This window comes from Pantoea sp. AG1095 (genome assembly GCF_003208415.1).
In the GTDB taxonomy this organism is placed as follows: Bacteria; Pseudomonadota; Gammaproteobacteria; order Enterobacterales; family Enterobacteriaceae; genus Pantoea; species Pantoea leporis.
The window spans coordinates 1-14,403 of the sequence record NZ_QKMJ01000019.1 but is presented as its reverse complement, the minus strand read 5'-3'; the positions used below and the strand labels follow the sequence as shown (position 1 = coordinate 14,403).

Here is a 14,403-nt window from a genome sequence, read left to right as displayed (position 1 = left end):
GACAGTTATAAAACGGTTGAAAGAGCTTGCCGAGATCTTTGGTTAGGAGTGGTCAGCAGTCGTGACACATTCCCGGCAACGAAGTTCTCTCACCATGACGATAATGACCATTTCCAGGAGAGTTGAGTATGTCCGCTGAACACGTTCTCTCGATGATGAACGAGCATGAAGTTAAGTTTGTTGACCTGCGTTTTACCGATACCAAAGGTAAAGAACAGCACGTTACTATCCCTGCTCACCAGGTTAACGCTGACTTCTTCGAAGAAGGCAAAATGTTCGATGGCTCCTCCATCGGTGGCTGGAAAGGCATTAACGAATCAGACATGGTGCTGATGCCGGATGCAACCACTGCAGTCATGGATCCGTTCTTCGAAGACTCGACCCTGATCATCCGTTGCGACATCCTTGAGCCAGGCACACTGCAGGGCTACGACCGTGACCCACGCTCCATTGCTAAGCGTGCAGAAGAGTTCCTGCGTTCTTCAGGCATCGCGGATACCGTGCTGTTTGGACCAGAGCCAGAGTTCTTCCTGTTCGATGACATCCGTTTCGGTTCTTCTACTTCAGGTTCACACGTGGCTATCGACGATATCGAAGCAGCCTGGAACACCGGTAAAGAGTACGAAGGCGGTAACAAAGGTCACCGTCCAGGTCTGAAAGGCGGTTACTTCCCAGTGCCACCGGTTGACTCAGCACAGGACATCCGTTCTGCCATGTGTCTGACCATGGAGCAGATGGGTCTGGTGGTTGAAGCACATCACCACGAAGTAGCCACAGCTGGTCAGAACGAAGTGGCAACCCGCTTCAACACCATGACCAAAAAAGCTGACGAAATTCAGATCTACAAATACGTGGTGCACAACGTTGCTCACGCGTACGGCAAAACGGCAACCTTTATGCCTAAGCCAATGTTCGGCGATAACGGTTCTGGTATGCACTGCCACATGTCTCTGTCAAAAGGCGGCGTGAACCTGTTCTCTGGCGACAAGTACGGCGGCCTGTCTGAAACTGCTCTGTTCTACATCGGCGGTATCATCAAGCACGCTAAAGCGATCAATGCCCTGGCGAACCCAACCACCAACTCTTACAAGCGTCTGGTCCCAGGCTACGAAGCGCCAGTTATGCTGGCTTACTCTGCCCGTAACCGTTCTGCTTCTATCCGTATCCCAGTGGTTGCCAGCCCGAAAGCACGTCGTATCGAAGCACGCTTCCCGGATCCAGCGGCTAACCCATACCTGGCATTCACCGCGCTGCTGATGGCCGGTCTTGATGGTGTTATCAACAAGATCCACCCTGGCGATGCGATGGACAAAAACCTGTATGACCTGCCACCGGAAGAAGAAGCTGAGATTCCAAAAGTTGCAGGTTCTCTGGAAGAAGCGCTGAACGCACTGAACGAAGACCGCGAGTTCCTGACCCGTGGCGGCGTGTTCACTGATGACGCTATCGATGCGTACATCGAACTGCGTAAGCCAGAAGTTGACCGCGTGCGTATGACTCCGCACCCAGTTGAGTTCGAACTGTACTACAGCGTTTAATTTAAAAATTTCAGCTCCCTGTTCACGCACTCTTTTTGCTGCGTGAACAGCCTGAAAGATTTTTAATTGCCGTGGAAACTTTAGCCCATCTCCGGATGGGCTTTTTTCTCCGCGCATTCATGGTTCGAAGCACAGATTTCCGTCCTGAATGGCTATAATGCACTAAATTAGTGCAGAGGAACGCTGTATGGCAACTGGCACGCTGCCCGACGCGGGGCAGATTCTCAACTCCCTGATCAACAGTATTTTGCTGGTCGATAACGATTTAGTTATCCATTACGCCAATCCGGCGGCTCAGCAATTACTGGCGCAAAGCTCACGTAAATTGTTCGGCACGCCATTACCGGAATTAACCGGCTATTTTTCGCTGAATATTGAGGTGATGAGCGAGAGTCTCGGAGCTGGCCAGGGCTTTACCGATAGCGAAGTCACTCTGGTGGTTGATGGCCGCGCGCACATTATGTCGCTCACGGCACAGCGCTTACCGGATGGCTTTATTCTGCTGGAAATGGCGCCGATGGATAATCAACGTCGTCTTAGCCAGGAACAAATTCAGCATGCTCAGCAGGTCGCTGCCCGCGATTTAGTCCGCGGTCTGGCGCATGAGATTAAAAACCCGCTGGGAGGATTACGTGGCGCCGCGCAGCTACTGACTCGCGCGTTACCCGATCCTTCCCTGCATGAATATACGCGCATCATCATTGAGCAAGCCGACCGCCTGCGTAATCTGGTTGATCGTCTGCTTGGCCCGCAACAGCCGGGCTTGCACGTAACGCAAAGCATTCATCAGGTCGCCGAGCGCGTGGTGAATCTGGTATCAATGGAGCTGCCGGATAACGTCTCGCTGGTGCGTGATTACGACCCAAGCCTGCCGGAACTGCCGCACGATCCCGACCAAATTGAACAAGTGCTGTTGAATGTGGTGCGAAACGCGCTGCAGGCATTGGGCGATGAAGGCGGCACCATTGTGATTCGTACGCGTACCGCCTTCCAGCTCACGCTGCACGGCACGCGTTACCGCTTAGTCGCGCGTATTGATATTGAAGATGACGGCCCAGGCATTCCGGCCCAGCTACAAGATACCCTGTTCTATCCGATGGTTAGCGGACGCGAAGGCGGCACCGGTTTAGGTCTGTCCATCGCCCGTAGCTTGATCGATCAGCATTCAGGAAAAATAGAATTTAACAGTTGGCCAGGTCACACCGAATTCTCGGTTTACCTGCCTATTCGCCAGTGAGGTTTCTATGCAACGAGGGATAGTCTGGATCGTCGATGACGATAGCTCCATCCGCTGGGTGCTTGAAAGGGCACTCACTGGAGCCGGTTTGAGCTGTGCAACCTTTGACAGCGCTAACGAGGTATTGGACGCGCTCGCAAGCAAAACCCCAGACGTATTATTGTCAGACATTCGTATGCCTGGCATGGATGGACTTGCGCTGCTGAAACAGATTAAGCAGCGCCATCCGATGCTTCCGGTGATCATTATGACCGCGCACTCCGATCTGGATGCGGCCGTCAGCGCTTATCAGCAAGGTGCGTTTGATTACCTGCCAAAGCCGTTTGATATTGATGAAGCGGTCGCACTGGTTGAACGTGCGATTAGCCATTATCAGGAGCAGCAGCAGCCGCGTAATCAGCCCGTCAGCGGCCCAACCACCGACATTATCGGCGAAGCGCCGGCAATGCAGGATGTGTTCCGCATCATTGGTCGTCTTTCTCGCTCCTCAATTAGCGTGCTGATCAACGGTGAATCCGGTACCGGTAAAGAGTTGGTGGCACATGCGCTGCATCGCCACAGTCCACGCGCGAAATCTCCTTTTATCGCGCTGAACATGGCGGCGATTCCCAAAGATTTGATTGAATCAGAGCTATTTGGTCACGAGAAAGGCGCGTTCACCGGTGCCAACCAGATTCGTCAGGGACGTTTTGAGCAGGCCGATGGCGGCACGCTGTTCCTTGATGAAATTGGTGATATGCCGCTTGATGTGCAGACCCGCTTATTGCGCGTATTGGCCGATGGCCAGTTTTATCGCGTTGGCGGCTATGCGCCGGTGAAAGTGGATGTGCGTATCATCGCGGCAACCCACCAGAATCTTGAGCTGCGCGTGCAGGAAGGCAAATTCCGTGAAGACTTGTTCCATCGTCTTAACGTGATTCGCGTTCATCTGCCGCCGCTGCGTGAACGACGTGAAGATATTCCGCGCCTGGCGCGTTACTTCCTGCAGGTTGCTGCACGTGAGTTAGGGGTGGAAGCGAAGATTCTGCATCCGGAAACCGAAACCGCGCTGACGCGTCTGCATTGGTCCGGTAACGTGCGCCAGCTGGAAAATACCTGTCGCTGGTTGACGGTGATGGCAGCTGGCCAGGAAGTGTTGATTCAGGATCTGCCGCCTGAACTGTTTGAATCCAGCACGCCAGACAATCCGGTGCAATCGTTGCCGGACAGCTGGGCTACTCTGCTGGCGCAGTGGGCAGATCGCGCCTTGCGTTCCGGTCATCAAAACCTGTTGTCGGAAGCACAGCCGGAGATGGAGCGCACGCTGCTCACCACCGCGCTGCGTCATACACAAGGGCACAAACAGGAAGCGGCACGCTTGCTCGGCTGGGGACGAAATACCCTGACGCGTAAGTTGAAAGAGCTGGGGATGGAATAACGCGCACGTTTTGCGTTTTGAAACCGGGGAGCGAATGGGCTCCCCGTTTTTTTATATCACTCGCGAGAATTGCTGCATGCGCACCTTTTGGCGCATATACACATCGAAGCACATACAGATGTTACGAATCAGCAACCGACCGACGCCGGTAACGTGCAGGCTGCGACCGTGCTGCTCCACCAATCCATCCGCCACCAGCGGCGCTAACAGCGCTAAATCCTCGGCAAAATAGTGTTCAAACTCAACCGGGTATTGCGCCTCTACCGCGGCAAAATCCAGTGCGAAATTACAGATTAAGGCTTTAATCACATCGCGGCGCAAACAATCATCGTTACTCAACGTAAGCCCGCGCCACAGCGCATTGCCGCGCTGCTCGACATCTGCGTAATAGGCTTTCAACTCTTTGTGATTTTGCGCATAGCTGTCGCCCAGCATGCTGATGGCCGACACGCCCAAACCGAGCAAATCGGTTTCGCCCTGTGTGGTGTAACCCTGAAAATTACGATGCAGTTCGCCAGCGCGTTGTGCCACCGCCAGCTCATCATCCGGACGCGCGAAGTGATCCATACCGATAAACTGATAGCCTTCGCCGGTTAAGGTGGCGATGGTTTCCTGCAGGATCTGCAGTTTCTGTGCTGCACCTGGCAGCTCCTCATCTTTAATTTTACGCTGCGCAGCGAACAGTGAAGGCATGTGCGCATAATTGAAGACGCTGAGGCGATCGGGATTGAGTGCAATAACGCGCTGTAAAGTAAAGGCGAAGCTTTCCGGCGTTTGCAGCGGTAAGCCATAAATCAGATCAAGGCTGACCGAACGGAAGCCTTGCTCACGCGCACGCTGCACCAGAGCGAAGATGGTTTCTTCCTCCTGCACGCGATTCACGCGCTCCTGCACCGCTTTATTAAAGTCCTGCACGCCCATGCTCAGGCGATTAAAACCTTCCGCGCGCAGATGATCGATCATCTCCAGTTCGATTTCACGTGGATCAACCTCGATCGACATTTCGACGTCATCGGCAATCGTAAAATGCTCGCGTAGCAGCGCCACCAGCCGGCTCACCTGCTGCTGGTTGAGGAATGTCGGCGTGCCACCACCCCAGTGCAATTGAGTGACGCAGCGGCCCGCAAATAAGGGCGCACGTTGACGAATTTCCAGCTCCAGCACATCAAGGTAGCGATCGGCTTTATGCAGCTGGCGCGTCACGATTTTATTGCAGCCACAAAAATAACAAAGCCGATGGCAAAACGGGATGTGCACATACAGCGATAACGGACGATCGGGATAGCGCTGCACGGCTTGCTGAAAATCTGCCTCACCAAATTTCTCACTGAATTCGAGCGCGGTGGGATAAGAGGTATAACGTGGGCCAGCGTAGTTGTATTTTTCGATGAGGCGCTGATCCCAATCAATCTGCTGCGATGACATGCTCACTCCTTACGGTGACGTCGTCTGAGAGAGGGTCGCGTAGCAGAAGAGTGGACGAAGCGATGGGCTGAACGCCGACGTAAACGCGACTTAAGACGCGACAGGCGGCGTAGTTTAAACAATAACCAGAGCAGATAACATGTCAGCAGCAGCGCGAAAATTGATCCAGGCCAAAACATAGGTGAATACCTGTTTAGCGCGGCATGCGCGAAAACGCATGCCGATCAAAATTTGCCTTAATTACCTTTTAGCAGGCGCATCATATCTTCTTCAGCCTGCTCATCTTCCGCTTCGTCATCCAGCGCGATGCCCAGCGTTTCCATCAGCTCATCGATGCGGTCTAAGGTTTGATCCAACCAGGCCTGATCTTCGCCACTCAAGGTTTCACCGTTTTCCAGGCGATCCAGCAGCGTATCCAGACGTTCGTCATTTTCCAGCTTCGCCAGCTCTTCTTGCGGCGTCAGGCGAACTTTTTCTGCTTTTGGCTTTGGTTTCGCTTCAGGCTTTTTTGCCGGCTGGGTTTTACCATCAGCAACTAATGCGATCGGCTTTTTGCTGCCCAGGCGTGGATCCAGAGCTTTTTTACCCTGACCTTTGCCAGCGGCTTGCGTTTCAGGATTGGCGCGGCTACCAGATTTATGGCCGCTATGTTTTTTATCGCGTTTGCGATCGCGCGCTTCCTGATTAAGGTCTTCACGCGATTTGCGTTTGGCTTTCGCAGCAGGTTTGCCACGCGGTGCTGATGCAGGTTGCTTCATGGTGTCCGGTCTCGGCGGTGCTTTGTGAGTTCAGTATAGAATTGCGGCGAAATCTAGCAGAAAGTAAGCAAAGAAAAAAGGCGATAGCCTATGCTATCGCCTTTTATCGCACCTTCATATGAAGGAAACACTGAATAAATCCTTTACGGCTCACAACGTCCCGGTTGCTCCATCGCCACATCGCTCCTGCGATTAATCCCTGTCCTTGTTCGATTCCTGCCTGAATCGCTTCCCGCCATGCTCTTGGTCATCCCCGACACTCCTGAGCTCATCATCCTGATGGGTGCTGCCGTGCACTGACAACAAATGTAGACTAATAGGTAAAATGAACAAGTGAGACTTGTCTCTATTTTAGAGTGGCATTTCCTAAATTCATTTCAAATCATTGAAATATAACATCTAAATGGATTGTTAATATTCAATGAAGCGGTAATCGCTGGCAGTAAAAATCATAGATCTCTTACAAAATGGCGCATTTGGACGCTATCGGGCACTTTTGCGCCATTACAGGTATAATCAGCCCAATTGCCCGATTCATTTTGCTGGAGTTTCACTTTGTCTGCTTTGAACTATCACATGACCCATTTCATGCTCAGCGCCCCCGATATTCGCCACTTACCGGCGGATGTGGGTATTGAAGTTGCTTTTGCCGGGCGCTCGAATGCAGGCAAATCCAGCGCGCTGAACACCATCACTAACCAAAAAGGTCTGGCCCGTACCAGTAAAACGCCAGGTCGTACTCAGCTGATTAACCTGTTTGAAGTGGTTGAAGGTAAATGTCTGGTCGATTTACCCGGTTATGGCTATGCCCAGGTTCCGGAAGAGATGAAGCGCAAATGGCAGCGCTCGCTGGCGGAATATTTGCAAAAACGTCAGGCGCTGAAGGGTCTGGTGGTATTGATGGATATTCGCCATCCGCTGAAAGACCTCGATCAGAACATGATTGAATGGGCCGTGCAGAGCCAGATTCCCGTGCTGGTCTTACTGACCAAAGCCGACAAACTGGCATCCGGCGCACGTAAAGCACAACTGACGATGGTGCGCGAAGCGTCGCTGGCCTTTAACGGTGATGTGCAGGTGGAAATGTTCTCGTCGCTGAAGAAGATGGGCGTTGATATTGTGCGTAAGAAGCTGGACAGCTGGTTTAGCGAACTAGAGCCAGCGCAAGAAGGCGACGGCGAAGAAACAGCAGAGTGATTTTGTTGCGGCTTTTGAGAAAAAGCCCAATAAAAAACGCCCCAGTCATAAATGACTGGGGCGGCTAAATATTCAGCCAAATCCGATTACGTGAAGTAAAAGGTCTGAAAGATAGAACATCTTACCTCTGTACCCTACGCGACAAACTCTACCTGATTTTCAGCGCCCTACAAAGGGTTTTTTGTTGTTAAGTTTCAGGATTCGACATCTTTTTTACTAAGCTCATCACACTTTCACGCGTTCGATGTAGTTTAATTACTAAAAAAATGCTTAGCCGATAGGCAGTTACAAAATGCGCATTTAATAGACCGCTTTGTGAGGTTGCTGAACCGATTAAGTAAACTTTTTTCTTATGATGATGCCAGCGGCACGCAAATACCGCTGAATCAGCATCATTAGTGTGCCTCATCCCAGTTATCGCCGGTGCCTACTTCCACCTGCAGCGGCACATCCAGCTTCATGCTGTTCTCCATGAGATCACGGATGGTCTTAATGGCGCTATCCACCGCATCGCTGCGGATCTCAAACACCAGTTCATCGTGTACTTGCATAATCATGCGTACGGCATCGTTTTTTTGCTCCAACAGCCAGCCATCCACCGCAATCATCGCGCGTTTGATGATGTCTGCTGCCGTGCCTTGCATTGGGGCATTAATCGCTGCTCGCTCCGCCGCTTTACGACGAATGGCATTGCTGGAGGTGATATCAGGCAGCCACAAACGACGACCATCGAGCGTTTCTACATAGCCTTTCTCTGCTGCCTTCGCGCGCGTCTCTTCCATATAACGCAGCACGCCCGGATAGCGTTCAAAGTAGAGATCCATGTATTTCTTCGCTTCACCCGCACCGATATTGAGCTGGCGGGAAAGACCAAACGCGCTCATTCCGTAGATCAGACCAAAGTTGATTGCCTTGGCACTGCGACGCTGCTCACCTGAAACTTTGCTTAACGCCACACCAAACACTTCTGATGCGGTGGCACGGTGGATATCTTCGCCCTGAGCAAACGCATCCAGCAGGCCTTTGTCTTGCGACAGATGCGCCATGATACGCAGTTCAATCTGTGAGTAGTCCGCGGCAACAATGCGATTGCCCGATCCGGCGATAAACGCCTGGCGGATTCGGCGCCCTTCTTCGTTGCGCACCGGGATATTCTGCAGGTTAGGATCGGTAGACGAGAGTCGTCCCGTCGCCGTTACCGCCTGATGATAGGATGTATGTACGCGGCCGGTAAGCGGATTAATCATCAATGGCAGCTTATCGGTGTAAGTCGATTTCAACTTCGATAAACCACGATGTTCCAGAATCACTTTCGGCAGTGGATAATCAAGCGCCAGCTCAGCCAGCACCTCTTCGCTGGTCGACGGCGCGCCGCCCGGCGTTTTCTTGGTCGGTTTAATACCCTGCTTTTCAAACAGAATGGTTTGCAGCTGTTTAGGTGAAGAGAGATTAAACGGTTCGCCTGCCAGCTCGTGCGCCTTCAGCTCCAGCTCGGCCACACGCGTGGTCAGCTCCTGCGAGTGTTTGGCCAGGATATTCTGGTCAATCAGCACGCCGTTGCGCTCAATCCGCGATATCACCTTCAACAACGGCATTTCGATCTCTTCAAATACCTGTTTCGGCCCCGCTTCCGGCTCCAGTTTCTCCCACATTTTCAGATGCAATTGCAGCGTGACATCAGCATCTTCCGCCGCGTAGTGGCCCGCTTGTTCGATAGCAATCTGATTAAATGTGAGCTGATTTTTACCTTTACCCGCGATCTCTTCGAAAGTCACCGTTTTATGGTTTAGCCAGCGCGCGGCCAGACTATCCATATCGTGTTTTCCGCCCACGCTGTTCAGGCAATAAGATTCCAGCATGGTGTCGAATTTGATGCCATTCAGTTCAATGTCGTAATTCTTCAGCACGCCGCGATCGTATTTGAGATTCTGCCCAACCTTCGCCGCGTTGCCATCTTCCAGCAGCGGTTTTAGCTGCTTCAGCACTTCGCTGCGATCCAGCTGATCTGGCGCATCCAGATAATCATGGGCAACCGGCAGATAAGCTGCTTCGCCCGGCGCGACGGCAAAACCAATGCCGACAATATTGGCGCTTAAGGTATCCAGCGAGTCGGTCTCAAGATCGAAAGCGAAGAGCTCGGCGCTTTTCAGCTTTTTGAGCCATGCGGCAAATGTCGCTTCATCGAGGATAGTGACGTAGCCATCCGCAGAGAGCACGCTGGTCGCTTCGGCAGCGGGCGCAGCAGGTTCGCTGAGCTGCGGTTTCTTAGCCTGCGCGTTGCTCTTCTTACCTTGTTGCAGCCATGAACCATCCTGCAAATCGGTAATCCAGCGCTTAAATTCATAACGGCTAAACAAGGTTTGCAGCGCTTCGACATTAGGTTCATTGACGACAAGCTGATCGCAGGTCAGATCCAACTCAACGTCGGTTTTGATGGTTGCCAGCTGATAAGACAGGAACGCGACGTCGCGATTTTGCTCCAGCTTCGCCGCCATGGTTTTCGCACCGCGGAACGAGAGATCGGCCACTTTATCGAGATTGTCATAGATTGACTGCATACCGCCCAAGCCTTGCAGCAACGCCTGCGCGGTTTTCTCACCGACTCCCGGCACGCCTGGAATGTTATCGGAGCTGTCACCCATCATGGCGAGGAAATCGATAATCAGTGCTGGCGGCACGCCATATTTCTGCTCGACCTCTTCCGGACCGAGCACGGTATTCGTCATGGTGTTGATCAAGGTAATCGCAGGCGTCACTAACTGCGCCATATCTTTATCGCCGGTGCTGATCAACACCGGACGGCCGAGTTTTTCCGCCTCTAGCGCCAGCGTACCGATAACGTCATCCGCCTCAACGCCAGATACCGCCAACAGCGGCAGGCCCATCGCCTTCACCATTTCATGCAGCGGCTCAATCTGCGCACGCAGATCGTCTGGCATCGGTGGACGGTGCGATTTGTAGTGTTCAAAAAGCTCATCGCGGAAGGTTTTGCCTTTCGCATCGAAGACCACAGCCACATGGCTTGGCTGATACTGCATCAACAGGCTTTTCAACATGTTGAGCACACCATACATGGCGCCAGTTGGCTCGCCTGCACTGTTCGTTAGCGGCGGAAAGGCATGATATGCACGGTACAGATAAGATGAGCCGTCGACCAGAATCAGGGGATTTTCTGCAATTTGCGCCATAGGTTCGTATTTTCTTCGTTGCGATAATGAGGGCTATAAGGATGCCACAACCAGAGGAGAATGTTGAATGCACTCGGGGAAGTCAGGATCTTTTTCGTCGTTACGCGGCACGGATCGCAAGGATCAAACTGTGGATAAGTTTGTGCGTAAAAATCATAACGTATTGTTATTTACGTTAATTGCAATTACTTTAATATTAAAAATTCATTTATATCAGCAAGTTAAATACTTATTGTGATCTTACTCGCCCTAATGAAAAGACGATCGTCCATGTGGATATTAAAAGAAGGGTTAATAAATACATCGCACAAATAAGAGAATGAAGGCAATAAAAAACGCCGGCAGTACCGGCGTTCTAAAAACTAAATTACTTCTTTTCTACCAGGAACTTCACTACATTGGCGTAATCAGCAACGAAGTTGTCCATTGAGCTGGTATCCAGGCCGCCGTTGTTAACCATATATTTGCCGTTAACGAAGATCGCTGGCACACCTTGCAGATTGACGTCTGCTGCTGCTTTCTGCTGCTGCGCAACCAGCGCTTTTACTGCGAAGCTATTCCACGCTGCATCGTAATCTTCTGAAGAGATACCCGCCGCTTTAATAAAAGTCTCTTTCAGGCTTGCTGCATCGGTAACGGTTTGGGTTTTCTGAATACCGTCGAAAATCGGTGCAGTAACTTTGCTTTCTACGCCTAGCGCCATGGCAACAGCCCATGCCTGAGTGACAACCGGACCGAATGGACCACCAAGGAAATCAACGTGGTATTTGGTCACTTTCGTGTCCGCCGGCAGGTTCTTTTTCACTGCCTCGCTCACGTGATAAACGCGTTCGAACTGGTAGCAATGTGGGCAGAAGAAGGAGAAGAACTCCAGAACCTGCGGCTCACCCGCCACTGGCTTTGGCAAAGTAACGAACTGCTTACCATCGTTGAACTGTGCCGCCGAGGCGCCAAATGCCAGCATTAAACCTACCAGCGCAAACATGATCTTTTTCATCGTGAAACAATCTCCTGAGTACTTCATTAATATTGCGGGCTAAGCTGCAACGGCGGTTCGTGTAACAGCCTTTCCTGCTCGATAAATAATGCAATCTGCCGGCGCCAAAAATCCTCATCTGTCATCCAGGGGAAGGCGCGCGGAAAAGCGGGATCCTGCCAGCGGCGTACTACCCAGGCCAAATAATAAACCATGCGCATAGCGCGTAAAGGTTCAATCAGTGACAATTCATGTAAATCAAAATCACCGAATTCATTATAGGCTTCCAGCAGAATGTCCCATTGAATCAACTGTTCCTGACGATCGCCATTAACCAGCATCCACAAATCCTGCACTGCTGGCCCGTTACGGGCATCATCTAGATCGACAAACATCGGGCCTTCACGCCACAGAATATTGCCGGGATGGCAATCGCCGTGCAACCTTAACGGCTGCCAATGGCTATGCCAGCGCTGCTGCAGCGTCGCGCTGAGCTTATCAACGGCAGCAAGCAGTAAGTCTTTGACTGAAGCCGGTACTAATGCGCTTTGTTCCAGCTCCCGACGCGGTTGAAAAATATACTCTTCAAGGCCGAAAGTGGGTCGCTGCTGAAACAGACTTAGCTTTGCGGTTTGATGGATGCGCCCCAAAAAGCGGCCAACCCATTCCATCTGATCCTCGTTATCGGTTTCATACTGCCGTCCGCCTAAACTGGGGAAGACCGCGTACATGAAGCCGGCATGATGATTCAACGTGCTGCCCTGCAGAACGAGCGGCGCGGCAACCGGCACTTCATCCTCTAATAAATCCTGAGTGAACTGATGCTCTTCAAGGATCTGTTGTGCGCTCCAGCGCTGCGGACGATAAAACTTAGCCACATAACGGCGTTTATCATCGTCGCTGAACTGATAGACGCGGTTTTCATAGCTATTGAGGGCGGTTAAGCCTGATTCGACACGCAGACCCGCATCCCAAAGTGCATCAAGGATGACATCGGGATTCAACGTCTGGAAATTAAAGGCGGCTTCGCTCATCTTTTTGCCTGTGTGTTACCTTTGCGATTAATGCGCAAGGATAACATTACTCATCATCCTTAATCACACCGCGTGCACGTAATAGCGCGGTTTTGAAGTCCACTTCATAATCCTTTTTCAGGCCGGGAATGGCACTCTGGCTATCTGTGTCACGCATTTTGAGATGGTAAATCAATACATCATCGGTTAATTCACGTAATGGGCCACTGAAACCAGATTCCTGCGCCAGTTTTTGCAAAAATGCCAGCAAGTTGAGATCGGCATCCTTCTGCCATGCGGGTTGCAGAAGCTCGAGCAGTTCATTGAGTCGGTGATATTTCATCATTGATTCCTTTATGCAGATGGTACGCTGCCGCTAAGTAAGTATCGTCCAGAATGAAGCAAGGAGACGAATATGACAGCATTTACCGGCGTGATCCTCGCGGGTGGCCAAGGCAGTCGTATGGGAGGCCAGGATAAGGGGTTATTGATGTTACAGGGTGAACACCTTTATCAGCACGTTTTGCGGCGATTCCGGCCGCAGGTCAATATTGTGTTGATAAGCGCTAACCGTAACATTGATCGCTATCAGGCAAGCGGTTGTCAGGTTGTTATCGATACATTGCCCGATTATCCCGGACCGCTGGCCGGCATGCTCAGTGGTTTACGCAGCAGTAAAAACGAATGGGTCGCTTTCTGCGCTTGTGATACGCCATGGATCCCCAATGACTTTGTCGCGCGTCTGTGGCAACAGCGTAATGATGCGCCCGCTGTGTGGGTGAAATCCTCCCAGCGTGATCATCCAGCTTTAGCGCTGGTCAATTGTGCATTGGCTGATGATCTTGAAACCTGGCTACTGCGCGGCGAGCGACGTTTAATGCAGTTCTTACGTGAGCATGGCGGGCATGCTATTACGTTTTCAGACCCAGAATCTGCGTTCCGCAATATCAATACGCCAGACGATCTCATTAATGAGGAAAAGTATTTATGAGTGTGCGCTTACTGGCGATTTCCGCATGGAGCGGGACAGGAAAAACCACTTTGCTTGAGCAAGTCATTCCACTGCTCAAAACTCAGGGGATTCGATCAGGCTTAATTAAGCACACACATCATCAGATGGATATCGATACGCCGGGGAAAGACAGTTATTTGCTGCGTAAAGCTGGGGCGGATCAGGTGATCGTCGCCAGTAACCAGCGCTGGGCATTGATGGTTGAATCACCTAATAAGCCTTTAAGCCTAATGCAATTAGCATCACAGATGGATAGCTCAACGTTGGATCTGGTGCTGGTCGAGGGCTTCAAAGATGAGCCGGTCCCCAAAATTGCACTTTGGCGGCGTGGCGTTAAAGGTGAGATTAAGGATTTGCTGGATCAGTATGTGATTGCCGTCGCTACTGATGAGGATATGGAACTGAATTTGCCCATATTGGATATTAATCAGCCAATGCAGGTTGCCGATTTTATTGTTCAGTGGCTTAAAAAGCGTTGAAATAGCCAGATTTTGGCTAAGATTCAGACGTAAAAAAGCCCCGGACTTTCGTCCGGGGCTTCTTCACTTATTTGATGCCTGGCAGTTCCCTACTCTCGCATGGGGAGGCCCCACACTACCATCGGCGCTACGGCGTTTCACTTCTGAGTTCGGCATGGGGTCA

At 51.5% G+C, this 14,403-nt stretch carries 12 protein-coding genes and 1 rRNA gene; 6 read left to right on the top strand and 7 right to left on the bottom strand.

Annotated elements, in window-relative coordinates:
- The first annotated feature begins 128 nt into the window (after positions 1–128).
- The 3 genes from glnA (at position 129) to glnG (ending at position 4,192) form a co-directional block, all read left to right on the top strand.
- On the top strand, positions 129–1,538 hold the full coding sequence (gene glnA / locus DEU53_RS22445; RefSeq protein ID WP_007885243.1) for a glutamate--ammonia ligase: 1,410 nt from the start codon (positions 129–131) through the stop codon (positions 1,536–1,538).
- Positions 1,539–1,725: 187 nt separating this feature from the next.
- Positions 1,726–2,775 (top strand): nitrogen regulation protein NR(II), encoded by a 1,050-nt coding sequence (gene glnL, locus DEU53_RS22440; RefSeq protein ID WP_008109798.1) that lies wholly within the window; start codon positions 1,726–1,728, stop codon positions 2,773–2,775.
- Between the two features lie 7 nt (positions 2,776–2,782).
- Positions 2,783–4,192: a nitrogen regulation protein NR(I) gene (glnG, locus tag DEU53_RS22435; protein ID WP_008109800.1), complete on the top strand. Its 1,410-nt coding sequence runs from the start codon at positions 2,783–2,785 to the stop codon at positions 4,190–4,192.
- Between the two features lie 51 nt (positions 4,193–4,243).
- On the opposite strand, the gene hemN is transcribed toward glnG, so the two are convergent.
- Both hemN and yihI read right to left on the bottom strand, forming a co-directional pair.
- Positions 4,244–5,617, bottom strand: a complete 1,374-nt coding sequence (gene hemN, locus DEU53_RS22430; RefSeq protein ID WP_110868421.1) for an oxygen-independent coproporphyrinogen III oxidase — start codon at positions 5,615–5,617, stop codon at positions 4,244–4,246.
- 236 nt (positions 5,618–5,853) lie between these two features.
- A complete protein-coding gene (gene yihI / locus DEU53_RS22425) occupies positions 5,854–6,375 on the bottom strand; it encodes a Der GTPase-activating protein YihI (protein ID WP_110868420.1) in 522 nt (173 codons plus the stop codon).
- Between the two features lie 555 nt (positions 6,376–6,930).
- On the opposite strand from yihI, the gene yihA reads away from it, so the two are divergent.
- Positions 6,931–7,572 (top strand): ribosome biogenesis GTP-binding protein YihA/YsxC, encoded by a 642-nt coding sequence (gene yihA / locus DEU53_RS22420; protein WP_101760721.1) that lies wholly within the window; start codon positions 6,931–6,933, stop codon positions 7,570–7,572.
- Positions 7,573–7,967: 395 nt separating this feature from the next.
- Here yihA and polA read toward each other — a convergent pair whose 3' ends face one another.
- The 4 genes from polA to DEU53_RS22400 all read right to left on the bottom strand — a co-directional run bounded on the left by polA (position 7,968) and on the right by DEU53_RS22400 (position 13,092).
- Positions 7,968–10,760 (bottom strand): DNA polymerase I, encoded by a 2,793-nt coding sequence (gene polA / locus DEU53_RS22415; RefSeq protein ID WP_110868419.1) that lies wholly within the window; start codon positions 10,758–10,760, stop codon positions 7,968–7,970.
- Positions 10,761–11,127: 367 nt separating this feature from the next.
- The gene (gene dsbA / locus DEU53_RS22410; protein ID WP_110868418.1) at positions 11,128–11,757 is read right to left on the bottom strand and encodes a thiol:disulfide interchange protein DsbA; all 630 of its coding nucleotides are present in this window, start codon (positions 11,755–11,757) and stop codon (positions 11,128–11,130) included.
- A 26-nt stretch (positions 11,758–11,783) separates the two neighbouring features.
- Positions 11,784–12,770, bottom strand: coding sequence for a serine/threonine protein kinase (locus tag DEU53_RS22405; RefSeq protein ID WP_110868417.1), 987 nt, complete (start codon positions 12,768–12,770; stop codon positions 11,784–11,786).
- 46 nt (positions 12,771–12,816) lie between these two features.
- Entirely contained in the window at positions 12,817–13,092 is a 276-nt protein-coding gene (locus DEU53_RS22400) for a YihD family protein (RefSeq protein WP_110868416.1), read from the bottom strand.
- A 72-nt stretch (positions 13,093–13,164) separates the two neighbouring features.
- On the opposite strand from DEU53_RS22400, the gene mobA reads away from it, so the two are divergent.
- Entirely contained in the window at positions 13,165–13,740 is a 576-nt protein-coding gene (gene mobA, locus DEU53_RS22395; protein WP_110868415.1) for a molybdenum cofactor guanylyltransferase MobA, read from the top strand.
- Complete coding sequence (gene mobB / locus DEU53_RS22390; RefSeq protein ID WP_110868414.1) at positions 13,737–14,240, top strand: molybdopterin-guanine dinucleotide biosynthesis protein MobB; 504 nt, start codon at positions 13,737–13,739, stop codon at positions 14,238–14,240. The genes mobA and mobB overlap by 4 nt, the downstream gene beginning before the upstream one ends.
- Positions 14,241–14,316: 76 nt before the next feature.
- On the opposite strand, the gene rrf is transcribed toward mobB, so the two are convergent.
- Positions 14,317–14,403, bottom strand: a 5S ribosomal RNA gene (rrf, locus tag DEU53_RS22385); the annotation flags it as partial.